18 protein-coding genes are annotated in these 25,492 nt (G+C 68.3%); 10 read left to right on the top strand and 8 right to left on the bottom strand.

Translation table 11 applies throughout. The annotated features are described in order from the left end of the window. Window positions 1-71: 71 nt before the first annotated feature. The 6 genes from WS78_RS13140 to WS78_RS13115 are packed head-to-tail and all read left to right on the top strand — an operon-like array spanning window position 72 to window position 5,250. Complete coding sequence (locus WS78_RS13140; protein WP_052145011.1) at window positions 72-788, top strand: c-type cytochrome; 717 nt, start codon at window positions 72-74, stop codon at window positions 786-788. Further along, window positions 788-2,080 carry a c-type cytochrome gene (locus WS78_RS13135; protein WP_038744755.1) on the top strand — a complete coding sequence of 431 codons (1,293 nt, stop codon included), beginning with the start codon at window positions 788-790 and terminating at the stop codon, window positions 2,078-2,080. Before WS78_RS13140 ends, WS78_RS13135 begins: the two co-directional genes overlap by 1 nt. Window positions 2,081-2,087: 7 nt before the next feature. Next, window positions 2,088-2,270 carry a hypothetical protein gene (locus WS78_RS13130; RefSeq protein ID WP_004534842.1) on the top strand — a complete coding sequence of 61 codons (183 nt, stop codon included), beginning with the start codon at window positions 2,088-2,090 and terminating at the stop codon, window positions 2,268-2,270. A gap of 25 nt (window positions 2,271-2,295) precedes the next feature. Beyond that, window positions 2,296-2,853, top strand: coding sequence for a cupredoxin domain-containing protein (locus WS78_RS13125; protein WP_059575298.1), 558 nt, complete (start codon window positions 2,296-2,298; stop codon window positions 2,851-2,853). Then, a complete protein-coding gene (locus WS78_RS13120; protein WP_059575299.1) occupies window positions 2,840-4,465 on the top strand; it encodes a b(o/a)3-type cytochrome-c oxidase subunit 1 in 1,626 nt (541 codons plus the stop codon). The genes WS78_RS13125 and WS78_RS13120 overlap by 14 nt, the downstream gene beginning before the upstream one ends. Continuing rightward, window positions 4,462-5,250 (top strand): c-type cytochrome, encoded by a 789-nt coding sequence (locus WS78_RS13115; RefSeq protein WP_059575301.1) that lies wholly within the window; start codon window positions 4,462-4,464, stop codon window positions 5,248-5,250. Before WS78_RS13120 ends, WS78_RS13115 begins: the two co-directional genes overlap by 4 nt. Window positions 5,251-5,721: 471 nt before the next feature. Here the strand turns inward: WS78_RS13115 and WS78_RS13110 are convergent, their stop codons facing one another. Both WS78_RS13110 and cdpA read right to left on the bottom strand, forming a co-directional pair. Continuing rightward, entirely contained in the window at window positions 5,722-7,179 is a 1,458-nt protein-coding gene (locus WS78_RS13110) for an HDOD domain-containing protein (RefSeq protein ID WP_038744760.1), read from the bottom strand. A 34-nt stretch (window positions 7,180-7,213) separates the two neighbouring features. Beyond that, window positions 7,214-8,956 carry a cyclic di-GMP phosphodiesterase CdpA gene (cdpA, locus tag WS78_RS13105; RefSeq protein WP_081989375.1) on the bottom strand — a complete coding sequence of 581 codons (1,743 nt, stop codon included), beginning with the start codon at window positions 8,954-8,956 and terminating at the stop codon, window positions 7,214-7,216. A gap of 290 nt (window positions 8,957-9,246) precedes the next feature. Here cdpA and WS78_RS13100 point away from each other — a divergent pair, with 290 nt between their 5' ends. Beyond that, window positions 9,247-9,795, top strand: a complete 549-nt coding sequence (locus tag WS78_RS13100) for a peroxiredoxin (protein ID WP_059575303.1) — start codon at window positions 9,247-9,249, stop codon at window positions 9,793-9,795. Window positions 9,796-10,004: 209 nt separating this feature from the next. Here WS78_RS13100 and WS78_RS13095 read toward each other — a convergent pair whose 3' ends face one another. The 6 genes from WS78_RS13095 to WS78_RS13070 all read right to left on the bottom strand — a co-directional run bounded on the left by WS78_RS13095 (window position 10,005) and on the right by WS78_RS13070 (window position 22,861). Then, the gene (locus WS78_RS13095) at window positions 10,005-10,634 is read right to left on the bottom strand and encodes an SDR family oxidoreductase (RefSeq protein ID WP_038744764.1); all 630 of its coding nucleotides are present in this window, start codon (window positions 10,632-10,634) and stop codon (window positions 10,005-10,007) included. A 667-nt stretch (window positions 10,635-11,301) separates the two neighbouring features. Beyond that, complete coding sequence (locus WS78_RS13090; protein ID WP_059575305.1) at window positions 11,302-14,604, bottom strand: efflux RND transporter permease subunit; 3,303 nt, start codon at window positions 14,602-14,604, stop codon at window positions 11,302-11,304. Further along, a complete protein-coding gene (locus WS78_RS13085; RefSeq protein WP_059575306.1) occupies window positions 14,605-17,715 on the bottom strand; it encodes an MdtB/MuxB family multidrug efflux RND transporter permease subunit in 3,111 nt (1,036 codons plus the stop codon). Window positions 17,716-17,728: 13 nt separating this feature from the next. Continuing rightward, on the bottom strand, window positions 17,729-19,057 hold the full coding sequence (locus WS78_RS13080; protein ID WP_038744767.1) for an MdtA/MuxA family multidrug efflux RND transporter periplasmic adaptor subunit: 1,329 nt from the start codon (window positions 19,055-19,057) through the stop codon (window positions 17,729-17,731). 461 nt (window positions 19,058-19,518) lie between these two features. Next, window positions 19,519-20,346, bottom strand: a complete 828-nt coding sequence (locus WS78_RS13075) for an IclR family transcriptional regulator (RefSeq protein ID WP_038744769.1) — start codon at window positions 20,344-20,346, stop codon at window positions 19,519-19,521. A gap of 553 nt (window positions 20,347-20,899) precedes the next feature. Further along, entirely contained in the window at window positions 20,900-22,861 is a 1,962-nt protein-coding gene (locus WS78_RS13070; RefSeq protein WP_059575307.1) for a PhoX family protein, read from the bottom strand. 306 nt (window positions 22,862-23,167) lie between these two features. Here WS78_RS13070 and WS78_RS13060 point away from each other — a divergent pair, with 306 nt between their 5' ends. The 3 genes from WS78_RS13060 (at window position 23,168) to WS78_RS13050 (ending at window position 25,157) form a co-directional block, all read left to right on the top strand. Beyond that, window positions 23,168-23,641 carry a hypothetical protein gene (locus tag WS78_RS13060; RefSeq protein ID WP_038744771.1) on the top strand — a complete coding sequence of 158 codons (474 nt, stop codon included), beginning with the start codon at window positions 23,168-23,170 and terminating at the stop codon, window positions 23,639-23,641. A 90-nt stretch (window positions 23,642-23,731) separates the two neighbouring features. Next, window positions 23,732-24,193, top strand: a complete 462-nt coding sequence (locus WS78_RS13055; protein WP_038744772.1) for an Rrf2 family transcriptional regulator — start codon at window positions 23,732-23,734, stop codon at window positions 24,191-24,193. A 322-nt stretch (window positions 24,194-24,515) separates the two neighbouring features. Then, a complete protein-coding gene (locus WS78_RS13050) occupies window positions 24,516-25,157 on the top strand; it encodes an NAD(P)-dependent oxidoreductase (protein ID WP_059575308.1) in 642 nt (213 codons plus the stop codon). Window positions 25,158-25,492 lie beyond the last annotated feature (335 nt).

Here is a 25,492-nt window from a genome sequence, read left to right as displayed (position 1 = left end):
GACCCGCTTGCCTCACGAGCCGCAGGGGCGGCTCGCGTCGATGGCGGGAACTGCATGCCTTGCCGGAGAGGATGACAGTGACCTCGAGACCCACCGCTGTACTTGCCGTGCTGTGCGGCTTGCTGAGCCAGACGGCGCTATCCCAGGAACCCCAGACGGAGCGCGCGCCCGACACGATGGAGGCGCGCGTGCTCGCATGCGCCGCATGCCACGGCCGGCGAGGCGAGGGGACGTCGAACGACTACTTCCCGCGCCTGTCCGGCAAGCCCGCCGGCTATCTGTACAACCAGCTCGTCGCGTTTCGCGACGGCCGGCGCAAGTACCCGCCGATGAACTATCTGCTCGCGTACCTGCCGGACGCGTACCTGCACCGGATCGCCGACCACTTCGCGAGCCAGCGGCCGCCGTTCCCGGCGATCGCGGCGCCCGCCGTCGCGCCCGCGGCGCTCGAGAGCGGCCGGCAGCTCGTGAAATCGGGCGACCCGTCGCGCAAGATTCCCGCGTGCGCGTCGTGCCACGGCGCGGCGCTGACGGGCATGGAGCCCGCCGTGCCGGGCCTGCTCGGCCTGCACGCCGAATACCTGAGCGCGCAGCTCGGCGCGTGGCGTTACGGCACCCGCACGTCGATCGCGCCCGACTGCATGCAACAGGTCGCATCCCGCCTCACCGACACGGACGTGACCGCCATCTCCGCGTGGCTCGCTACGCAGCCCGCGCCCGCGAACCCGTCGCCCGCCCCCGCGGGCTCGCTCGACATGCCGCTCGCATGCGGTAGCGAACCGCGTTAATGGAGGCCTCGGTGCACAAGCATTTGATCGTCAAATTCCGCGGTGCGCTCGCGAATGCCGCGTTCGCGCTGCTCGCGGCGGCGTTCGCCGCATCCGCCGCGCACGCGCAGCCCGCCGCCGACGCGGCGAGCGTCAAGCGCGGCGAATATCTGGCGCGCGCGGGCGACTGCATCGCGTGCCATACGGTGCCGGGCGAGAAGCTCTTCGCGGGCGGCCGCGCGATGCCGACGCCGTTCGGCACGCTGTATTCGCCGAACATCACGCCCGACAACGAGGCGGGCATCGGCAAATGGACGGCCGACGAGTTCTACACGATGATGCACACCGGGCGTTCGCGCGACGGCTCGCTGCTGTACCCGGCGATGCCGTTCGCCGCGTACACGAAGGTCACGCGCGCGGATTCGGACGCGATCTTCGCGTACCTGCGCTCGGTGCCGCCCGTGAAGCTCGCGAACCGGCCGCACGACATGCGCTTTCCGTACAACAACCGGCAGCTGCTGATCGGCTGGCGCACGCTGTTCTTCAAGGAGGGCGAGTATCAGCCGGACAACTCGAAGTCGGCGGAATGGAATCGCGGCGCGTATCTCGTGCAGGGGCTCGGCCATTGCTCGATGTGCCACACCGCGATCAACGCGCTCGGCGGCAGCTCCGAATCGAACGCGTTCGAGGGCGGACTGATTCCGATGCAGGCGTGGTACGCGCCTTCGCTCACGTCGAACCGGGAAGCGGGGCTCGGCGACTGGAGCATCGCCGACATCACGGGGCTCCTGCAGGCGGGCGCATCGCATCGCGGCGCGGTGTACGGGCCGATGGCCGAAGTCGTCTACGACAGCCTGCAGCACCTGTCCGACGACGACGTGCGCGCGATGGCCGTGTATCTGAAGTCGCTGCCGCAGCGCGGCGGCGAGGCCGAGGCCGCGCTGAAGACGACGATGCCCGCATCGGAGCAGGCGCGCCTCCACAAGCTCGGCGCGAAGATCTACGACGCGCAGTGCGCGAGCTGCCACGGCAAGACGGGGCGCGGCAAGACGCCCGCGTTCCCGCCGCTCGCGGGCAACCAGTCGATCCAGATGACCTCCGCGGTGAACCCGATCCGCATGGTGCTGAACGGCGGCTATGCGCCCGGCACCGCGAAGAATCCCGAGCCCTACGGCATGCCGCCGTTCGCCCAGTCGCTGTCGGACGACGAAGTGGCCGCCGTGACGACGTTCATCCGCACCGCCTGGGGCAACCGCGGCACGCCGGTTTCCGCGAAGGAAGCCAACGCGCTGCGTTCCGCTCCGCTCTATTGAGGACATCATGAGCGACACTTCCCAACGACACGGGGGCGACCCCGAACCGCACGACGACGCGGTCGACGAGATCGTCCGCGCGGGGCCGCGCGGCGCGCTCGCGCTTGCCGGCACCGCGACCGCGATCGTGATCGCGCTGTGGTTCGCCTTTTACTTTCTCGTCTTCCTGCCTCGCGGCGTGATCCAATAAAACGGCTCCCATGTCCAAACAACCTATGCCAGACCGTCTCGACGGCGCGCAGCTCGCGGCCCGGATCGAGCGCAGGTGGGCGATCCTGGCCGTCGGCCTGATGGTCGTCCTCGTCGCCATGATGGTGTTCACCGGCCTGCATTGGGCGATGATGCCGCCGTCGCGCGTCGAAACGATCGATCCGACGACGCTGCACGTCTCCGGCGAATTCGTCGAGAGCAACCTCGGCACCGCGCGCGAGCCGGACGGCTCGGTCACGGTGCGCGTGATCGGCCAGCAGTATTCGTTCACGCCGCAGTGCATCCTCGTGCCGGCGAACACGCCCGTCACGTTCCGCGCGACGAGCGCGGACGTCGTGCACGGCTTCCTCATCACCGACACCAACATCAACTCGATGCTCGAGCCCGGCTACGTCGCGACGTTCCGGACGACCTTCGACAAGCCGAGGGACCACCTGATGCCGTGCCACGAGTATTGCGGCACGGGGCACGAGGGGATGTGGGCGCACGTCAAGGTCATTGACCGTGCGGAATTCGACAAACTGGCGTCCGGCGCGCGGAGACTGAGCTGTGTTAAAGAATAATCGACTGGTGCTCGCCCACTTCTGGCTCGCGTTCGCGGTGTTCGGCGTCGCGCTGCTGCTCGGCGCGTGGCAGATGCTCGCGCGCAGCCCGCTGCATCCTTGGCTCGGCAATCCCGAGCTCTACTATCGTTCGGTGACGGCGCACGGCTCCGTGATGGGCTACGTGTTCCCGACGCTGATCGCGATGGGCTTCGGCTACGCGATCAGCGAGCTCGCGCTCAAGATGCCGCTCGTCGGCCGCCGCTGGGCGTGGACGGGCTTCTGGCTGATCGCGCTCGGCTCGGTCGTCGCGATGACGCCCGTGTCGCTCGGCCTGTCGTCGGTGCTGTACACGTTCTATCCGCCGATGATCGGCAGCCCGTTCTACTACCTCGGTGTCGTGCTCGTCGTCGTCGGCTCGTGGATCTGGGTCGCGCTGATGTCGGTGAACCTGTATGCGTGGAAGAAGGGCAATCGCGGCAAGCCGATCCCGCTCGCGATGTTCGCGAACGTCGCGGGCGCGTATCTGTGGGGCTGGACCGCGGTCGGCGCCGCGATCGAGATCCTGTTCCAGATCCTGCCCGTCGCGGTCGGGCTCAAGTCGACGATCGACGCGGGCCTCGCGCGCGTGTTCTTCTCGTGGACGCTGCATGCGATCGTCTACTTCTGGCTGATCCCCGCGTACATCGCGTACTACACGCTCGTGCCGCGCGCGATCGGCGGCAAGCTGTACAGCGACGGGATGGCGCGCATCTCGTTCATCCTGTTCCTCGTCGGCGCGATGCCGATCGGCATTCACCACCTGTTCGCCGATCCGCAGGTGGGCTCCGGCTTCAAGTTCCTGCAATCGGTGTTCACGGCGCTCGTCGCGGTGCCGACGCTCCTCACGGTGTTCACGGTGTGCGCGTCGGTCGAGATCGCGGCGCGCCTGCGCGGCGGCAAGGGCGCGTTCGGCTGGCTGCGCGCGCTGCCGTGGCACGAGCCGATGATGCTCGCCGTCGCGTTCTCGTTCGTGATGCTCGGCTTCGGCGGCGCGGGCGGGCTCATCAACATGAGCTACCAGCTCGATTCGACGATCCACAACACGCAGTGGATCACGGGCCACTTCCACCTGATCTTCGGCGGCGCTGTCGTCATCATGTACTTCGCGATCGCCTACGAGCTGTGGCCGCATCTGACGGGCCGCGCGCTCGGCAGCCTGCGCCTCGTCAAGACGCAGCTGTGGCTGTGGTTCATCGGGATGATCGTCACGACGTTCCCGTGGCACTACGTCGGCATCCTCGGCATGCCGCGCCGGATGGCCTATTACGACTACAGCGACCCCGCGCTCGCGCCGCAGGCGGCGTGGGTGATCATGTCCGTCGTCGGCGCGCTGATCCTCGTCGCGTCGGCCGTGCTGTTCTTCGTCGTGCTGATACGCAGCCATTGCGGCGCGAAGGTGAAGCCCGCCGAGTTCACGTTCAGCTCGGCCGTCCACGAGCCGAAGACGCTGCCCGTCGCGCTCAACAGCTTCGCGCTGTGGATCGCGCTGATGATCGGCCTCACGGTCGTCAACTACGGCTATCCGATCGCGCAGCTGATGGCGCTCAAGCAACCGTCGGTGCCGGCGATCTACATGGGGGCGCAGCGATGAGCACGGAACGTCTGTTTTCGATTCGCAACCGCTGGTTCACGGTCAGTGTCGGTCTCACGCTGTTCGCGGTGGTCGCGTCGGTGCTGATCGGCTTCGTCTGGCTGCCGTCGGCGCAGAAGGACGCGCAGTTCCAGGGCATCTGGAACGCGATCTGCAGCGCGGCCGGCGTGCCGCGCGCATGGCTCGCGTCGCAGCCGGAGCCGGCGCCTTCGGCCGTCAAGACGAGCACGGTCGTCGTCACGCCGCAGATGATGGCGGGCGCGGACAGCCTGTCGATCGGCCGCGGCGCGACGCTCGCGATGCGCTGCACGATGTGTCACGGCGCGCGCGGGATGAGCGATGCGAATTCGCCGAACCTCGCGGGCCAGTACGCGGCCGTCATCTACAAGCAGTTGAAGGACTTCCAGACGGGCGCGCGCACGAACGCGGTGATGGCGCCGATGGTCGCGAACCTCACCGACCAGGACATGCGCGATCTCGCGGCGTTCTACTCGTATCTGCCGCACACCGCGACGCAGCTCGCCGCCGCGCCGCCGAAGATCGTCGCGAGCGGCGCGCCGATGCGCAACATCGCGCCGTGCGCGTCGTGCCACGGCGGGATGGACAACAAGGTCGGCGGGCCGAGGCTCGAAGGCGAGCCGGAGGTCTACATCAACGCGCAGTTGCAGGCGTTCGCGTCGGGCGCGCGGCACAACGACATCAGCGAGCAGATGCGCAACGTCGCGCGACAGATGACGCCCGGCGAGATCGCGGCCGCCGCGCGGTATTACGCGGGCCGGCCCTGACGGGCGGCGCGGTTGCGGCCGCGCTCCGGCGCGAGCCGCGAAGGTGGCGGGCGCGCACGAACGCTGCGTCGCAGGCAACGCCGCATTGAAAGAAGCGGCAAACGGGGCGGGCCCGTTTGCCGCTTCTTGTTGATGACGGTCGATGAAGGAAGGCGGGCGCGTAGTGCGATGCGCACCGGGCGGGATATCGCGGTTCCGTGGCGGCGGGCTTCGGCGTGCGTTGGCGGATCGCCATCGCGCGGCGGCTGACGATGTTCGCCGGGGCCGACGATGCCCGGAAGCGCCAACGGTGCTCGAAAGGGCAGGCGGGGCGCGGCGGCCGCGTTGCGTCAGGCGCGCGAGCCGCGGCGCTTCGCGCTGCGCGGCGAGCGGGTGGGGGCGAGTGCGAGCGCATCGAACCGTCCGTCGCCGCGTGCCGCATGCGTCGCCGCATCGCGTGTGCGGCCGCGTTGCGCGCGGCTGCCGCGCGCACTATTTGTCGTCGGCCTGCGCGTCGTGAAAGAAGCGCCCGAGCTCGGTCGCGAGCTCGTTGAGCACGCCCATTTCCTGCTGCGTGATCTTGCGCGCCGGCTGGCCGGCCGACCAGTCGCCGTACAGCAGCGCGACCGCGTTTTGCTCCGCGGTCACGGGCAGCAGCACGAACGCGCGCGCGTCGTCAAACGCGTCCCGATACCACGCGGGCAGCCGCTTGACCATCTTCGGATCATGCGCGTTCTCGATGAAGATGCCGACCGAGTTCGTGATCGCGAGATGGAACACGTCGGGCTGGAACGCCTCGTGAAAGCGCAACTGTTCAAGCGTGGCGTCGACGTTCGGCCCGAAGCCGAGCCGCGCGGCGAACATGCCGTCGTCGCGCCGCACGAACATCACGGTGCGCGTGAACGCGAGGCCCGCGAGCACGCTTTCGGACGCGAGCGCGAGCACCGGGCCGAGCACGTGCTCGGACGGCAGCGCGCGCAGATCCGCGAGGCCCGCTTCGAGGCACGCCTGCGGCGTCGACGCGCCGCGCGCGATCTTGTCCGCGTTCGCGCGCAGCTCGACGATCTCGCGCATCACCGTGTCGCTCGTCTCTTCGCGCGACAGCGACGCCGCGATCTCGGCGAGCTCGTCCGCGCCGGTGCCGAGCGCGCCGTGAAAGCGGTGCGCGAGCGCCGCGATCCGTGCGTCGCGCTGCTGCGCGTGCAACGACGTGAGCGCGGTCGCGACGTCGGTCGAGCAGTGGCTCACCGCGCGCAGCCACTGGACGTCGTGCGGCGCGCCGTCGTTCGCGTCGAAGCGCGCCATGCCCGCGCGGATCAGCTCCGGCAGCCGCCAGCGCGACGCCGCCTCGAGGCCGATCTCGTCGAAGCCGACGCCGAGCACCGTGCGGCACGCGGCTTCGTCGTCGTCGTCATGCTCGGCCGCGCGCCGGCGGATCGCTTCCCACTCGGCGTCGAGATAGCAGACGACGAGCAGCTTGCCGACCTGGCGCATCAACGTGCAGACAACCGCTTCCTCACCCGCGCGCAGATCGACATGCTCGGTCAGCTTGCGCGCGACGCAGCCCGACAGCAGCGCGCGGTTCAGTTCGAGCTTCGCGTCGATGCGGCGCGGCGCGCTGTGATGGAAATGGTCGACGAGCTTGAGCCCGACGACGAGATGGCCGACGGCGTCCATGCCGAGCACCATCAGCGCACGCGTGACGGTCGTGATGTTGCCGCCGAACGCCATGTACATCGCCGAGTTCGCGAGCCGCAGCACTTTTTGCGTCAGCGCGAAATCCGACAGCACGACGCGCACGAGCGCCGTGAAGTCGAGATCGTCGTTCTTCATCGCGGCCATCGTCGCGCGCAGCGCGTCCGACAGCAGCGGAAAATCGCCGCGCTCGTTCATCCGGGCCCAGAGCTTGTCGAGCAGCGCCGTTCGCGGCAGTTGTGCGGTGATTGGCATACGAATCAGTGATTGATGAAGCCGGCGGCGGGCGTCATGCGGCTTCGTGCAGATAAAGCTCCTGCGCCTCGAAGCGCTGCGCGAGCTCGTCCGACGGCAGCGCGCGGCAGACGAGCCAGCCCTGGATGTGGTTGCAGCCCATCTCCGTCAGCAGCGTGCGCTGCGCCTCGGTCTCGACGCCCTCGGCGACGAGCTCGAGCTCGAGCGTCTGCGCAAGGCCGACGACCGCCGACACGATCGCGCGGTCGTTTCTCGACGTCAACAGATTTTCGACGAAACTTCTGTCGATCTTCAACTTCGCGAGCGGGAAGCTCTGCAGGTACGCAAGGCTCGAATAGCCGGTGCCGAAATCGTCGACCGCGAACCGGATGCCGAGCTCGGTCACTTCCTCGAGCAGCGTCTTCGCGTGATGCGGATCGTGCATCAGAAGGCTTTCGGTGATCTCGAGAACGATCCGGCACGGATCGATGCCCGTCAGCTTGATCGCGTCGCGCACGCTCTGCGTGAAGCGCGGATCGCGGAACTGCTGCGGCGACACGTTGACGGCCACGTATTGCAGAGCGATGCCTTGCCGGTCCCACGACACGAGCTGCATGCACGCGGCCTTCAGCACCCAGTTGCCGAGATAGTTGATGAGGCCGATCGACTCCGCGAGCGGAATGAACGTTGCCGGCGCGACGAGCCCGTGCACCGGGTGATGCCAGCGGATCAGCGCCTCGACGCCGACGACGGCGCCCGTGTGGCTCTTCGTGATCGGCTGGAAGTGCAGCGAGAACTCGCCGTTGCGCACGCCGTTGTAGAGATCGGCCTCGAGCTTCAGGCGCTCGGCGTCGGCCGGATCGTCGGTCGGCTGGTGGAACGCGAGCGCGTTGCCGCCCGCCGCCTTCGCCCGCGAGAGCGCGCGGTCCGCGCGCCGCAGCAGCGGACTGTGGTGCTGCGCGTGCTTCGACGCGGCGCGCGCGTCCGGATAGATCGCGATGCCGACGCTCGCCGACAGGTGCACGGCCTGCCCGTCGTACGCGTACGGCCGCTGCACGGCCGTCTGCAGCTGTCGGGCGAGCGCCTCGGCCGCGTCGATCGCGTCGATGCGCGTGGGCGCGTTCAGCATCACCGCGAACTTGTCGCTCGCGACGCGCGCGAGCCGTTCGCCGCGGGTCGCGAGCCGCTGCAGCCGCTGGGCGGTGTCGCGCAGCAGCGCGTCGCCCGCGTCGTAGCCGAGCGCGCGGTTGATTCGCTGGTAGTCGTCGAGATCGAGCAGCAAAAGCGCGGTGCAGCCGCCGCCTTCGTCGGCCGTCTTTTGCGCGCGCATCAGCGCGGGCAGCAGCGCGGACAGGTTGTCGAGCCCCGTCATCGGGTCGTGGTGCAGCTCGTAGGTGAGCCGCGCCTCGATCGCCCGCCACGACGACACGTCGAACGCCGCGATCGCGAAGCCGTCGACGCCGTGGTGGCGGCTGCGCACCGCGCGCACCTCGACGTCGAGCGGGTAGGTCAGCGACTTGACGAGACAGAGCGTCGCCTTCTCGACGTCGCCCGACGCGGACGCGCGGGCGAGCAGGCCGTCGAGCGTCGCGGTATCCTGCTCGGGGATCAGGTCGCGCAGCGTGAGCGTGTGCAGATATTCGCGGTGGTAGCCGATGAAGCGCAGGCCCGCGTCGGACACGTACAGGAAGCGCAGATCGCGGTCGACGTGAGCGAGGAAATCGACCGCACCGACGGTTTGCTCCAGCCAGCTTCGGACCGTATCGTCGGCGCGCGGCGTGCCGGCGCGCGCGGGCATCAGCGCGCCGCCCGACCAGGCGAAGCGGCGGAGCTTGTGAAATGCGGCGCGCCAGGAGCCTTTGCGGGGCGTCTTGTTCCTGATGGCTTCCATGTATCTCGCTGGCGTGAAGGGGCTGGAACCGGTGTCCGGACGCAATAACGGCGCATTGTGCCGATTCTTTAGCGTCAGGGAAGAAAGGATCTAGAGCATTTCGTCATGTGCGGCAGTTCGGCATGCGAACGCGACTGGACGGCTTGCCGGGTGCCGGACCCTGTTGAACGTATGGACATTCGAAGACGAGGACTCAGATGAATCGAAAACTGGCATCGGGCGCGGCGGCCGCGCTCTTCGCGCTGTACACGGTCGCGGCCCATGCGGTGCTGAAGGTCGGCGATGCGGCGCCCGACTTCAGCGCGCAGGCGTCGCTCGGCGGCAAGACTTACACGTACTCGCTCGCCGACGCGCTGAAGAAGGGCCCCGTCGTGCTGTACTTCTATCCGGCCGCGTTCACGACCGGCTGCACGATCGAGGCGCACGCGTTCGCCGACGCGGTCGATGCTTACAAACAGTATGGCGCGACGGTGATCGGCGTCTCGGCGGACGACATCGAGACGCTGACGAAGTTTTCGGTCAGCGAGTGCCGCAGCAAGTTCCCGGTCGCCGCCGATCCGGATGCGAAGATCATCCGCGAGTACGACGCGAAGCTGCCGGCGATTTCGAAGGCGAACCGCGTGTCGTACGTGATTTCGCCGGAAGGGAAGATCCTCTACGAGTACACGAGCCTGTCGCCCGACAAGCACGTCGAGAACACGCTGAACGCGGTGAAGGCGTGGGTGGCGTCGCACAAGCAGCCGTGACGTGGGCGGCGGCCGCGTGAGGCGGGCCAAGGCGGGGGCGGCGCCGTGTCAGGAGGGCTGCCCATCGCGCGGAGCGCGAAGCATGCCGGGCGCGATGCCGGCAGTTGAGGCTGGCAGTTGAGGCTGGCAGTTGAGGCCGGCAGCGGGTGCCGGCAACTGAGGCCGGCAGCGGAGGCCGGCCGGCGCGCTGCGCGCCCCGGCTCGTTCGTTCAGGCGCGCAGCGCCTGCTCGATCGGCACGCCGCCGCCGACGAAGCCGATCGTCTTCTTCGAGATGCCGAGCTTGATCGCCTCGATCGCCGCCCATGCGACGTCCTGTCGCGCGACGGGCGCTGAGTCGTCGAGGCGATCCTCGGTGAGCGCGATCTTGCCGACGCCCGGATCGTCGGACAGCGGACCCGGCCGCAGGATCACGTAGTCGATGCCCGATGCGATCACGCGGTCGTCGCCTTCGCGCTTCATCTGCGAATAGTGGCGCAGGAACTCGGGGCTGCGCTCCGGCCAGTATGCGGAGAGCGAGCTGATCACGACGAGCTTCTGCACGTTGTGCGCCTTCGCGTATTCGGCTGCGCGCGCAACCGCGTCGCGGTCGACCTGCTCCTCTTCGGCCGCGCCTTCGGATTCGGCGGAGCCCGCCGCGTAGATCGCGTGCGTGATTCCGTTGAATGCGGACGAGAAGTCCGCCGTCAGATCGGCGACGACGACTTTCGCGCCCGGCAGCGCGAAATCCGGCCGGCGCACCAGCGCCGTGACCTCGAAATCCTGCTGCTTGAGCAGCAGGTCCGCGAGCGCGCGGCCCGTGCGGCCGGACGCGCCAATCAGCAGTACCTTCATCGACATGAAACCACTCCTTGCATGGCGTTGCGTCAATGGCGCCCTCTGAACGAGGGACTGACGACGAACGTACAAGTGTATGCCGAATTCGCGTCCGATCGGTGGCGCCGAAACGAGATTCGGATCAAGCGCCGACGTGCGACGGCGGGCTGGCGCACATGGCGGCGCGCGCGCTCCGGTCCGGCCGATCGCGACTGCGGGCGGCGTGCGCGGGCGGCGCGCCGGCGCGATGGTGCTGCCGCCGCGCGCGGGGCCCGCTCATTTATGAATAGGCGAAGGGCTTCGTATCAGGCGTAAGCATTTGTGACATCGCGGCGTCGCCTGCGATCGCGCATCGGGCGATGCGCCGGCGGGCGGCGCGCCCGGTGCGGTTCGGGCCGGGCGAGACGGCCAGAATGGGGCGGCCCGTTCGGGACTCCCGTCCGGGACGGCCCGTCCGGGATCGCCCAGTTTGCGAGTGGCGGCGACGCGGACGGCCCGCGCGCCCGGCGCGCGCCGTCCGCGTGCGACATGCGTGCGACATGCGTGCGACATGCGTGCGACATGCGTGCGACATGCGTGCGACATGCGTGCGACATGCGTGCGACATGCGTGCGACATGCGTGCGACATGCGTGCGACGCGCAGCCGAAGCCGGCCGACCGGCGCGGCTCGCATCGCGCGCGCTCGGCGCGTCAATCGCCCACGATGGCCGCGTTGCCCGACGTCCCGCGGTTCCGGCGCTTTTCCGCCCACACGCGCAGCCGGTCCATGTACAGGTAGACGACGGGCGTCGTATAGAGCGTCAGCATCTGCGACACGATGAGGCCGCCCGCGATCGCGATCCCGAGCGGCGCGCGCAGCTCGGCGCCGTCGCCGCGCCCGAACGCGAGCGGCAGCGCGCCGAGGAGCGCCGCCATCGTCGTCATCATGATCGGCCGAAAGCGCAGCAGGCATGCCTCGTGGATCGCGTCGAACGACGACTTGCCTTGCCGCGACGCATCGATCGCGAAATCGACCATCATGATCGCGTTCTTCTTCACGATGCCGATGAGGAGAATCACGCCGATCAGCGCGATGATGCTGAACTCGGTCTTGAAGAGCAGCAGGCCGAGCAGCGCGCCCACGCCCGCCGACGGCAGCGTCGACAGGATCGTCACCGGGTGGATGTAGCTCTCGTACAGGATGCCGAGCACGATGTAGACGGCCGCGAGCGCGGCGAGGATCAGGACCGGCTGATCCTTCAGCGACTGCTGGAACGCTTGCGCGGTGCCCTGGAAGCTGCCCTGGATCGTCGGCGGCACGCCGATCTGCGCCATCGTCTGGTAGATCACCTGCGTCGCCTTCGACAGCGACACGCCGGGCGGCAGGTTGAACGAGATCGTCGTCGCGACGAACAGGCCCTGGTGGTTGACCGACAAGGGCGTCGTGCTCGGCCCGAAGCGCGCGATCGCGGAGAGCGGCACCATCGTCGACTTAGACGTCGACACCGACGCGCCCGACGACGCGCTCGACTTGCCGCTCGACGAGATCGAGTTGAGCGCCTGGTTGCGCGCCGAATCGGCGGCGATCGCGGCGGCGCTCTGCGCGGCCGTGCCGGCCGTCGACGCGCGCGTCGACGTCGCGACGTAGGTGCCCGCCGCCGCGTTCGTCGTCTGCGCGCCGCTCGCGCTGCCGCCCGACGTGCTCACGTACACCTGGTTCAGCATCTCCGGGCTCTGCCAGTATTGCGGCGCGACTTCCATCACGACGTGGTACTGGTTGAGCGCGTTGTAGATCGTCGACACCTGGCGCTGGCCGAACGCATCGTACAGCGTGTTGTCGATCTGCGCGGGCTTGATGCCGAGGCGCGCGGCCGTCGCGCGGTCGATCGTCACCATCGACTCGAGGCCGCCTTGCTGCTGGTCGGAATTCACGTCGGCGAGTTCGGGGCGTTTCTGCAGCGCCTCCGTCAGGATCGGCCCCCATTTGTACAGATCGGCCGACGAATCGCCGAGCAGCGTGAACTGATACTGCGCGTTGCTCTGCCGGCCGCCCATCCGGATGTCCTGCGCCGCCTGCAGGAACGTGCGCGCGCCCGCGACGTGCGACAGCGGCTCGCGCAGCTGCTGAATCACCTGGTCGGCCGACAGCTTGCGCTGCGGCTTGTCCCTCAGCGCGACGAACATGAAGCCCGAGTTGGTCTGCGTGCCGCCCGTGAAGCCCGCGACGTTGGCGACGTTCGGATTCGCGCTCACGATGCGCATCATCTCGGTGAACTTGAGCTTCATCGCCTGGAACGACGTCGTCTGGTCGGCCTGGATGCCGCCGATCATGAGCCCCGTGTCCTGCTGCGGGAAGAAGCCCTTCGGCACGACGACGTAGAGGAACACGTTGAGCGCGATCGTCGCGGCGAGCGTCATCAGGATCGTGCGCGGATGGCGCAGCGCCCACGACAGCGTGCGCTCGTAGCCGCGCTGCATCCGCTCGAAGCCGCGCTCGAGCCAGCGCGCGAAGCGGCTCTCGTCCCGCGGATCGTGCGGCTCGGGCAGAAGGCGCGCGCACATCATCGGCGTGAGCGTGAGCGACACGACGAGCGACACGGCGATCGCGAGCGACAGCGTGAGCGCGAACTCGCGGAACAGCCGCCCGACGATGCCGCCCATCAGCAGGATCGGCAGGAACACCGCGACGAGCGACAGGCTGATCGACAGCACCGTGAAGCCGACCTCGCGCGCGCCGTCGAACGCGGCCTGCAGGCGCGGCGTGCCGTTCTCGATGTGGCGCGAGATGTTTTCGAGCACGACGATCGCGTCGTCGACGACGAAGCCCGTCGCGACGATGAGCGCCATCAGCGACAGGTTGTTCAGCGAGAACCCGAGCAGGTACATCGCGCCGAACGTGCCGACGATCGAGATCGGCACGGCGACGCTCGGGATCAGCGTCGCGCGCCAGTTGCGCAGGAACAGGAACACGACCATCACGACGAGGCTCACCGCGATGAGCAGCGTGTGCTCGGTGTCGGCGAGCGACGCGCGGATCGTGCGCGAGCGGTCGAGCACCGGCGCCACCTTGATGTCGGCGGGCAGCGCGGCCGTGAGCTGCGGCAGCGCCGCCTTCACGCGGTCGATCGTCTCGATGATGTTCGCGCCGGGCGACCGGTAGAGAATCACGAGCACCGCGCGCTCGCCGTTCGCGAGGCCGAGGTTGCGCAGGTCCTCGACCGAGTCGACGACGCTCGACACGTCCGAGAGGCTCACGGCCGCGTTGTTGCGGTACGCAATCACGAGATCCTTGTACTGCGACGCCTGAGACGCCTGGTCGTTCGTGTACAGCTGGTAGTGGTTCGGGCCGAATTCGATCGCGCCTTTCGGGCTGTTCGCGTTCGCCGACGCGAGCGCGGCGCGCACGTCCTCGAGGCCGATCCCGTAGTGAAAGAGCGCGTGCGGCTCGAGCTCGACGCGCACGGCCGGGTTCGCCGAGCCGCTCAAGCTCACCTGGCCGATGCCGTCGATCTGCGACAGCGATTGCTGGAGCACCGTCGACGCGGCGTCGTACAGCTTCGCGGGCGAGGCCGTCTTCGACGTGAGCGACACGACCATGATCGGCGAATCGGCCGGATTGACCTTGCGGTACGTCGGGTTGCTCTTCAGGCTCGCCGGCAGATCGGCGCGCGCGGCGTTGATGGCCGCCTGCACGTCGCGCGCGGCGCCGTCGATGTCGCGGTTCAGGTTGAACTGCAGCACGATCCGCGCGTTGCCGACCGAGCTCATCGACGTCATCTCGGAGACGTCGGCGATCGAGCCCAGGTGCCGCTCGAGCGGGCTTGTCACGCTCGTCGCGACGGTCTCGGGGCTCGCGCCGGGCAGCGACGCCTGCACCATGATCGTCGGGAAATCGACTTGCGGCAGCGGCGAGACGGGCAGCTTGACGAACGCGAACAGGCCGGCGAGCGCGATCCCGAGCGCGAGCAGCGTCGTCGCGACGGGGCGGGTGATGAACGGGCGCGACAGGTTCATTTACGCGTCCGGATGCGCGGCCGCCGGGCCGGAGCGATCGAAGAAGCCGCGGATGCGGCGCGCGAGCGCGTCGAAGCCGAGGTAGATCACGGGCGTCGTGAAGAGCGTGAGCACTTGCGACACGATGAGCCCGCCCGCGATCGCGATCCCGAGCGGCTGGCGCAGCTCGGAGCCCGCGCCGGAGCCGACGATGAGCGGCACCGCGCCGAGGAGCGCCGCGAGCGTGGTCATCAGGATCGGCCGAAAGCGCAACAGGCACGCCTGGTAGATCGCCTCGCGCGGCGGCTTGCCCTCGACGCGCTCCGCCTCGAGCGCGAAGTCGATCATCATGATCGCGTTCTTCTTCACGATGCCGATCAAGAGCACGATGCCGATGATCCCGATGATGTCGAGGTCGTGGCCGGTGATCATCAGCGCGAGCAGCGCGCCGACGCCCGCCGACGGCAGCGTCGACAGGATCGTGATCGGATGGATGTAGCTCTCGTACAGCACGCCGAGCACGATGTACATCGTGATGATCGCGGCGAGGATCAGGAACAGCTGGTTCGACAGCGACGCCTGGAACGCGAGCGCCGCGCCCTGGAAGCGCGTCTGGAACGACGCGGGCAGCCCGAGCTCGCGCTCGGCCGCCTCGATCGCCTTGACCGCCTCGCCGAGCGACGCGCCCTGAGCGAGGTTGAACGAGATCGTCGTCGCCGGGAACTGCGACAGGTGCGACACGAGAAGCGGCGCCGGCCGCTCGTGGAACGTCGCGATCGAAGCGAGCGGCACCTGCCCGCCGCCCGCCGACGGCAGGTAGATGCCGTTGAGCGAATCGGTGTAGTGCTGCATCTGCGGCTCGGATTCGAGGATCACGCGGTACTGGTTCGACTGCGTGAAGATCGTCGACACGATTCGCTGGCCGTACGCGTCGTAGAGCGCGTTGTCGACGGTCGCGGGCGTGATCCCGAAGCGCGCGGCGTTCGCGCGGTCGATCTCGATGTAGACCGATTTGCCGCTGTTTTGCAGATCGGTCGCGACGTCGGCGAGCGACGGCTCCTTCTTCAGCCGCTCGACGAGCTTCGGCACCCAGGTCGCGAACTCTTCCGCATTCGGGCTCGTCAGCATGAACTGATACTGCGTCGGGCTCACCGTCGAATCGATCGTCAGATCCTGCACCGGCTGCATGTAGAGCGAAATGCCCGTGACGTTCGCCACCTGCTGCTGCAGCGAGCGGATCACGTCGCTCGCCGATTCGCTGCGCTCGTCGCGCGGCTTCAGGTTGATCAGCATGCGGCCGCTGTTGAGCGTGATGTTCGAGCCGTCGACGCCGATGAACGACGTGAGGCTCACGACGTCCGGGTTCTTCAGGATCTCGGCGGCGAGCGCCTGCTGGCGCTCGGCCATCGCGCCGTACGACACCGCCTGCGGCGCCTGCGTGATCGCCTGGATCACGCCCGTGTCCTGCGTCGGGAAGAAGCCCTTCGGAATCACGACGTAGAGGAGGGCGGTGAGCGCGAGCGTCAGCACCGCGACGACGAGCGTGGAGCGCTGCCGGTTCAGCACCCACTGCAGCGCGACGCCGTAGCGCGCGATCACGCGGTCGATCAGCGCGTGCACCTTCGCCTCGAAGCGGTGGCTCTCGGGCGGCGGCGTGTGGCGCAGGAGCTTCGCGCACATCATCGGCACGAGCGTGAGCGACACGACGGCCGAGATCACGATCGTCACCGCGAGCGTGATCGCGAACTCGTGAAAGAGGCGCCCGACGACGTCGCCCATGAAGAGCAGCGGAATCAGCACGGCGATGAGCGACACCGTCAGCGAGATGATCGTGAAGCCGATCTGCTTCGAGCCCTTCAGCGCCGCTTCGAGCGCCGAATCGCCTTCCTCGACGTAGCGCGCGATGTTCTCGATCATCACGATCGCGTCGTCGACGACGAAGCCCGTGGCGATCGTGAGCGCCATCAGCGACAGGTTGTTCAGCGAGAAGCCCGACAGGTACATCACCGCGAGCGTGCCGATCAGCGACAGCGGCACCGACAGGCTCGGGATGATCGTCGCGTAGACGTTCGCGAGGAACAGGTACATCACCAGCACGACGAGCACGACCGCGAGTGCGAGCTCGAACTGCACGTCGCGCACGGCGGCGCGGATCATCGTCGTGCGGTCGGTGACGATCTGCACGTCGAGCGCGGCGGGCAGCGATTCCTGCAGCTTCGGCAGGATCGCCTTGATGTTGTCGACCGTCTGGATCACGTTCGCGCCCGGCTGCCGCTGCACGTTCAGGATGATCGCGGGCTCGGAATCGACCCACGCGCCGAGCTTCGTGTTCTCCGAGCCGGCGACGACTTTCGCGACGTCGGTCAGCATCACGGGCCGGCCGTTCTTGTACGCGACGACGGCGTCGTTGTACTGGTCGGCGCTCGTCAGCTGGTCGTTCGCGTTGATCGTGTACGCGCGCGTCGGGCCGTCGAAGTTGCCCTTCGGCGTGTTGACGTTCAGGTTCGAGATGGTCGTGCGCAGGTCGTCGAGGTTCAGGCCGTACGACGCGAGCGCGAGCGGGTTCGCCTGAATCCGCACGGCCGGCCGGTTGCCGCCCGACAGGCTGACGAGGCCGACGCCCGACACCTGCGAGATCTTCATCGCGAGCCGCGTGTCGGCGAGATCCTGCACCTGCGTGAGCGGCAGCGTCTTCGACGTGACGGCGAGCGTGATGACGGGCGCGTCGGCCGGATTGACCTTCGCGTAGATGGGCGGCGCGGGCAGGTCCGACGGCAACAGGTTGCCGGCCGCGTTGATGGCGGCCTGCACTTCCTGCTCGGCGATGTCGAGCGGCAGGTCGAGGCTGAACTGCAGCGTGATCACCGACGCGCCCGCCGAGCTTTGCGACGACATCTGGTTGAGCGACGGCATCTGCCCGAACTGCCGCTCGAGCGGCGCGGTGACGGACGAGGTCATCACCTCGGGGCTCGCGCCCGGATAGAAGGTCTGGACCTGGATCGTCGGATAGTCGACCTCGGGGAGCGCCGCGAGCGGCAGGAAGCGCAGCGCGACGAGACCGGCGAGCATGATCGCCGCCATCAGCAGCGCGGTGCCGACCGGGCGAAGAATGAAGACGCGGGACGGGTTCATCGGTCAGCCGGCGTCATTGCGATTGTGCCTGCGACGCGCCGCGGCGGCGATGCCCGCCGTGCGCGCCGGACGCGGCCGATGCGCCTTTCGCGCCCGACGCCTGCTTCGGCTGCTCGGCCGGGACCGTGATCGCCGAGCCCTCGCGCAGCCGGTCGGAGCCGTCCGTCACGACGCGCTCGCCGGCCGCGAGCCCGTCGACGATGCTCGTGCGCTCGCCGTCGACGGGGCCGGGCTTCACCTTGCGCACGGTCACGGTGTTGTCCGGCTTCACGACATAGACGAACTGGCCGATCGAGCCGGTGAGCACGGCCGACGTCGGCACGATCGTCGCGTCGCGCATCGTGTCGACGAGAAGGCGCGTGTTGACGAACTGATTCGGGAACAGCAGGTTGTTCTTGTTCTCGAACGACGCACGCAGCTTCACGGTGCCGGTGGTCGTGTCGATCTGGTTGTCGAGCGTGTCGAGCATGCCGGTTTCGAGCGGCGACGTGTTGTTGCGGTTGTACGCGGTGATCGACAGCTTGTTGCCGGCGCTCACCTGCTTGAGGATAGCGGGCAGGTTGTCTTCCGAGGTCGTGAAGATGACGCTCATCGGCTGCAGCTGCGTGATGACGACGATGCCGTTCGTGTCCGACGGCGTCACGTAGTTGCCCGGATCGACCTGGCGCAGGCCGACGCGGCCCGACACGGGCGCCGTGATCCGCGCGTACGTGAGGTTGAGCTTCGCGGAATCGATCGCCGCGCGGTCGATCTGCACGGTGCCTTCGTATTGCTTGACGAGCGACGCCTGCGTGTCGGCCGTCTGCTTCGCGATCGAGTCTTGAGCGACGAGCGTCTGGTAGCGCTTCAGGTCGAGGCGCGCGGTCGCGAGGAGCGCCTCGTCGCGCGCGAGCGCGCCCTGCGCGTTCGCGAGCGAGATCTCGTACGGGCGCGGATCGACTTGCGCGAGCACGTCGCCTTTCTTGACGATCTGGCCTTCCTGGAACGACACCGACTGCAGGTAGCCGGACAGCTGGGTCCGCACGGTCACGTTCGCGAGCGGCGTGACGGTGCCGAGCGAATTGAGGACGATCGGCATCTCGCCGCGCGCCGCGGTCGCGACCTGGACGGGCTGCGGCAGGTTCGCGAGCGCGGCCGGCCCGCCGCGCTTGCGCGCGCCGCTTTGCTGGCTCGCGGCGGTCGAGTCGCCGCCGCTCTTCCACGGATGCCACCACAGCAGGCCGCCGGCCACGACGGCCGCGATCGCGCAGAACGCGATCAGCTTGCGGCGCGGGCGAGGGGCTTCGGGGCCCGACGGCGGGTGGGCGGGAGAGCGGGGCGTGGGCTTTTCTTGATTGTCCATCGGTTCGATCTGGAAGTCGGCGTGCAGCGCTTACGGCAGGCGCGGGCGGGCCGCGTTCGCGGGCGGCGCGGCGCGGGCCGACTGCGGCCCGGTCGCGACGCAAAAGAGCGGGGCGCGCCGTTTGGGCGCGGGGTTGCATGATGCTACGTCCCCATGACGGTTACAGTCCAGCGCCCTATCTTTCAGCGAATTACGGTCGTTACAGATGAACGGATGATGACGGTGTCGCGATGACGCGCAAGATGCTGCGGTTGCAGATCGGGCGGGGCGGGGTGTTGTCGGGGCGGATCGGGCTGCGGGCTGCGGGCGGCCGGCGAAGGGCGAAGGGCGAAGGGCGAAGGCGAAGGCGAAGGCGGCCGTTCGCCGCATCGGACGCGGTATGCGCCGCCGGCGCACACCGCGCGCGCAAGGGCGGGCAGGGCGTGTCAGGGCATGCAAGGACGCGCGCCAAGGGCCGCGCGTCAGGGCGCGCGGTTCGGCCACGCGGAGCCGCCGATCTCGCGCGTGATCCTCGCAATGCACTCGCGCAGCGCCGGCACCGCGACCGAGCGCAGGAAATCGGGCGTGCACTGGTGCGCGGAGCCGCCGCAGTTGACCGCGTAGCGCTGGCCGGTCGGCGCGACGAAGCCCGCCGCGATCGCATTCAGCTCCTCGCGCCATTCGCCGATCGCGATCGCGTAGCCGTTTTGCGCGATGTCGGCGAGCGCGGAATTGAGCCTCGACACGACGAACGGCCAGTCGTCGCCCGCCGCGGCCTGCAGCGCGCCGATCAGCTCGCGGCGCGCGTCGTCCTCGAGCGCCGCGAGATACGCGCGGCCGACCGCCGTGCGCGCGATGTCCATCCGCGAGCCCGTCTCGAGCCGCGTGACGAGCACGGCCGAGCGCGGACGGATCACGTCGATCGCGACCATGTCGAGGCGGTCGCGCACGGCGAGGTGAACGGACAGCGAGGTCTTTTCGGCGAGCTCGACGAGGAACGGCCGCGAGCGCGCGCGGATGTCGAAGTTGCGCAGGAAGCCGTTGCTGAGCTCGAGCACCGACGCGGTCAGCACGAAGCGCTCGCTGTCGGGCAACTGGAACAGGAAGCCCGCGTTCACGAGCGTCGCCGTGATCCGCGATACGGTTGGCTTGGGGATGCCTGTCAATTCTGCCAGTTCCCGGTTGCTGACCGGGGCGTCGGAGGTGGCGATGCGGCGCAGAACGGCCAAACCGCGCGCGAGGGCCGTGATTTCGTCGGAAGTGGCTTCCCGTTCACGGGAAATGGCCTGAGCGTTGGAGCGTGTCGTCACGGAAATCTCTCTTTTTCGAAACTTGATTTCAGATTTTTATCAATTGTAAGACGAATGCCGGAAAGTGCGCGCGTTTTGCGATAATCTTTCACGATGCGCAATACTTACTCACTTACCCTGAGTTTATTAGGGAAATGTCGGGTCGCGCACAGTCGAAAATGCGTGGGCGGCATGTATTTTTCGCTTGACTTGTCGCCCGGAAACGGAAAAAATGTCTCCAAATTTCGAAACGTTGTTTCGTTAGTTTAGTCGGGAACGACGTTCGATGCAGTCTCTCAGGTTCTAGCACGGCCCTCGGAATGGCTAGAACTTTTTTAGCGCCACGGTCTCCGTGGCGCTTTTTTTTTTGCCTGTTCACTGTCCAGGTGGGCATCCCAAATATTGGGATTACGCCGAGCAATGCCGACGCGGCCTTCCCTTGCCGTTCTCGCGCCGAGCTGCGCCGCCGCACGCGGCGAGCGCGCATAAAAAAAGGCGCGGTGCCACGAGGGCATCGCGCCAACCCGGCATCGAGCGCCGGCGAATCAGCCGTGACGGCGAAGAGAATCCGGGGTCACGCCTTCTTGAGCTGGATCGCGGCGGGCTCGGCCGTCAGATAGCCGACGCTCGCGCCGAAGCGGTCCTTGTAGTTCGCGCGCACGAGCGGATCGAGCACGCCCTTCACCTTGTCGTGCAGCGGCGATTCCCAATCGCCCGCGTGCTGCAGGTTGCTCATGATGTACGTCCAGCCGTTGATCTCGTCGACCGCGTGCAGGCCCGTCGATTCGGCGCCCGCCGGGCACGACAGCACGCGCGAGAGTTGCTTCGTGTCGACGTTGTACGCCCACAGGAAGTTGTTCACGTGCATCCCCGAGTCCTCGCCGACAAAGAGCGTGCGAAGCTTCTCCGAGTACTTCAGGTTGTCCGGATTCGCGATCTTGTCCGGATTCGCGAGGTTGCCGAGCGCGTCGGCCGCGGCGAGATCCTCGCCGACGAGCGCCGCGGGCGCGCTCATGTCGACGGGCACCCATTCGCTCGCGATCGTCGCGCCCGACGTGTCGCGTTGCCCGCCGCGCATGTTGAGCGCGTAGACGGCGCCCGCGTTGATCGCGCGGTCGAGCGCGATGTCCGGCCCGGCGGCCGCGTTGCCGCGAACCATCGATTTCTGGATGTACGACATCGCCGTATAGAGCACCTTGTCCTTCGCGTTGACCGTCGTGCCTTCGAGCTTCGTGAAGCCCATGCTGCCGCCCGCGTACGCGGCGAAGCGGTGCGTTTCGAGGAACGCCGCGGCCTTCGTCATGCCGGGCTTGATGCGGACCCAGTTGAACGTGCCGCTGAAGTTGATCTTCGAAAACGACGCGTCGCCCGGGTCCTTCGTCGCGACGTCCATGATGTCGGTCGCCGTCAGCCGGTTCGCGAGCGCCTCGATCTCCGCGCTCGTCGCGTGGCCGAGATTGATCCACGTGAGCGTCGCCGAGCCCGGGCCAATCGACGAGGTCTGCGTCCACTTCGCGACGTACAGCGTGCCCGCCGAGAGATCGGCCGCGCTGTCGGCGATGAACATGAAGAGGCCGCCGTTCGTCGCGTCGTCGCCCATCAGCACCGTGCGTTGGTCCGGCATCACCTGCACGAGCTCGTGCGAGATTCGACCGAGGCAATAGTGCTTGCGCAACGAGCCCGTGCCGTCCGGGTTCACCGTGATCTCGGGCAGGTGGCCGTAGTGGTACGGGTTCGCGGCCGTCTCGCTGCCGAACGTGTTCTTGCTGAACGCCTTGAACTGCGCGTCGGTCGCGGCCTTCGTCGCGTCCGGCTCGTACTCCTCGCTCGACAGATGCGTGTTCCACGGCGACAGGCTCGCGCCGCACGTGATCCACAGGCCGTGCGCGGCCGACGTGTCGACGTTGTGATACTTGACGAGCTTGAGCGCGCCCGTGGCCGGGTCCTGGTCGAGCGTCAGCACGGCGATCGGCGACGGCAGCCGGCCGTATTGCGACGCGCTCGCCAGGTCGCGCGTCGTGTATTCGAACTGCACGACGGCGAACACCGCGTTGCCTTTCACGCCCGGCACGCTTGCGTTCTTGAGCGTGAGCAGCGAGCTGCCGTCCGGGCAGTCGGAGTAGAACTGGCGCGCCTGGCCCGGCGCCGAGCGATCGACGATCGGCCGGTTGTCGATGTCGTAGTAGCCGCCCGCGAGGGTCGTGCCGCCTTTGCCGTCGGGCACCTGGTCGCCCGTCACGAAGAACGGCCGGTACGCGAGCTTGTAGTCGCGCGACGTGCCGTCGGTGAACGAGACGGACAGCGTCGAGCCGACCGTCGTCGTCGCCATCGCGGCCGGGCTGGCGAGCGTCGGCGCGGCCATCGACGCGAACGCGGCCGCCGCGAAGCTCGCGGCGGGCGGCGCGGCGGCGACGTCTTCGTCGCCGCCGCAGCCGGTGAGCAGGGCGGGGAGCGCGACGCCGGAAAGCGGCAGCATCGGCGCGCCGGCGAGGATCTTCAAGGCATGGCGGCGGGAGGGATTGGGCAACGCGGGCATGGGGAATCCAGTTGTTGTGGGCGACGGGAGCCGCCGGTGGCCGGCGCGGGCGCGGCGAACGGCGGTGAGAACCGCATGGAAGTGTATTTTTTGAAAATGAAAGTTTTTTGAATTGAATTTGTATGAATGGACGGGCGTCTCGCGAGGGACGCGCCGATGCGGCGTGCGCGGGCGCCGGCCCGTCGGGCGGGGCGCCGCCGATGCGGCAACGACATGTAAAAAAGAAGCGCAAGCCGTTGGGCGCGCGCCGGTGCGTCGTATCATCGCTTTTTCGCCACACGGAGCCGCTTTGCCGCGCCATTCGCCATGACGATCGAGATCGCCGACGCAACCGCACACGTTCACGCCATCGCACCCATTTCCCGCGCCGGCCGCAGCCGGCTTCGCGCCGCCGCGCTCGCGGCGGTCGCCGTCGCTGCGCTGGCCGGATGCAAGAAGCCCGACCAAGCGAGCGCGCCGCCCGACAACGCGGCGAGTGCCGCCGCGCATGCCGCCCAGCAGACGACGCAGCAGCTCGACCAGGTCGCGAGCTTCGTCAATCAGCAGATCGACGCGGCGAAGCGGGGTGTCGCGTCGGCGGCGTCCGCCGTGCCGCCCGTCACCGCGAGCTCGGCGCAGGCCGCCGCGCAGGGCGCCGCGTCCGCCGTGCTCGGGCAGGCCGCCGCCGCGGCCGGCACGAGTCTCGAAACGGCCGGCCGGAAGCTGCAGCAATGGAGCCAGACGGCCGCGCTGGGCGTATCGGGCGCGTCGGCCGCGAGCGGCTCGGCGGCGAGCCGCTGAATTTCGCTTGCATCGCGGATTAAATGTAATTATTATGGTTACACATTGTCGTCGGAACGGGGTGCGCGAGCGCGCCGTTTCAGGTGAATCATGAATACGAGCAGCCGGTTCGCGTTTGCCGTTCACGTGCTCGCGCTGTTGTCGATGCAGGAAGGCGTGCCGCTGTCGTCTGACGTGATTGCGGGCAGCGTGAACACGAATCCGGCGTTGATTCGCCGCCTGCTGTCGATGCTGGCGGCGGCGGGGCTCACGACGTCGCAACTCGGCGCGGGCGGCGGCGCGCTGCTGGCGCGCGAGCCGTCGGGCATCACGCTGCTCGACGTCTACCGGGCGGTCGACGATGCGCAGCTCTTCGCGCTGCACCGCGAGGCGCCGAATCCGGCCTGCCTCGTCGGGCGGCACATCCAGGGCGCGCTGACGGGCTACATCGGCGACGCGCAGCGGGCGATGGAGGCCTCGCTCGCGACGCGCACGCTCGCCGACGTGTCGGCCGACGTGCTGCGCTCGGAGGCGTCCGGGCAGCCGGGCGGGGCGCGGCAGACGAGCGCGTGAGCGATTGCGCGGCGGAGCGTGCTCGGCCGCTTGAAGGTTCGCGTGGACGGGTGCGATGCGGCGAAGCGGCGATGCGGCGAAAGGCAAAGCGGCAAAGCGCGCGATGTCGGGCGCGCTGCGGCTGCGAGCCGTATCGGGATTCGCCGTCGGCCCGTTGTGGGCGGGCGCAGGATGAACGCCAAGGGCTTTGCTGCCCGATGAAATGCCGCCCGGCGGTCACGACGGGCGGATGAATTGACTATGATGGGGATCGTGGGTCCCTCTTTTTTCGATTGAATATGTAATTGATATAGTTACATATTCGCCAACCAGGAGAATCGACATGACGCAACGTACTTTGAAAATCGCTTTGTTCGGCGCAACCGGCATGATCGGCTCGCGAATCGCGGCCGAGGCGGCGCGACGCGGCCACCAGGTGACGGCGCTGTCGCGCAACCCGGCGGCGGGCGCGCAGAACGTCACCGTGAAGGCGGCCGACCTGTTCGATCCGGCGAGCATCGCCGCCGCGCTCGCGGGGCAGGACGTCGTCGCGAGCGCCTACGGCCCGAAGCAGGAGGACGCGTCGAAGGTCGCCGCCGCCGTGCGGGCGCTCGTCGAGGGCGCGCGCAAGGCGGGCGTGAAGCGCGTCGTCGTGGTGGGCGGCGCGGGTACGCTGGAAGTCGCGCCCGGCAAGCAGCTTGTCGATGCCGAGGGCTTCCCGGACGCGTACAAGGCCGTCGCGCTCGCGCACCGCGACGCGTACGACTACCTGGCGAGCGTGCAGGACCTCGACTGGACGTTCTTCTCGCCCGCCGCGCTGATCGCGCCCGGCGAGCGCACCGGCCAGTTCCGCACGGGCGAGGGCAAGCTGATTGTCGACGCCGACGGCAACAGCAAGATCTCGGTCGAAGACTACGCGGTCGCGTTCGTCGACGAGATCGAACAGAGCCGCTTCGTGCGCCAGGCCGCGACGGTCGCGTACTGATCGCGGCGCGGACGCCGGCGCGACGCGCGCAGCGGTCGCTCGGAGCGGAGCGGCCGGGCGATGGCGTTCGGCCGGGTGGTCCGGCCGGGCGACATCGCCGAAGGGGCCGGCCGGAAGTGTCGGGCCGGGAGCGTCACGCCGAAGGGGCAGTCCAAAGCGCTAGCCCGAGTTCGAAGCGCTAGCCCGAAGCGCTAGCCCGAAAGTGGCACGCCGAAGGGTCGTGGCGAAGGGGCATGCCGAAGCGCCAGGCGGGAGCATTCGGCCAGGCATGTCGACCGAGCGCGTCAGCCGAGGCGTTCTTCCGCACGCGCGTCGCGCCGGTTCGCGCCGGCACG

This window comes from Burkholderia savannae, from assembly GCF_001524445.2.
Classification (GTDB): Bacteria; Pseudomonadota; Gammaproteobacteria; order Burkholderiales; family Burkholderiaceae; genus Burkholderia; species Burkholderia savannae.
Note: the sequence above shows the minus strand (reverse complement) of the source record. Positions and strands in the feature narration are given on the sequence as shown.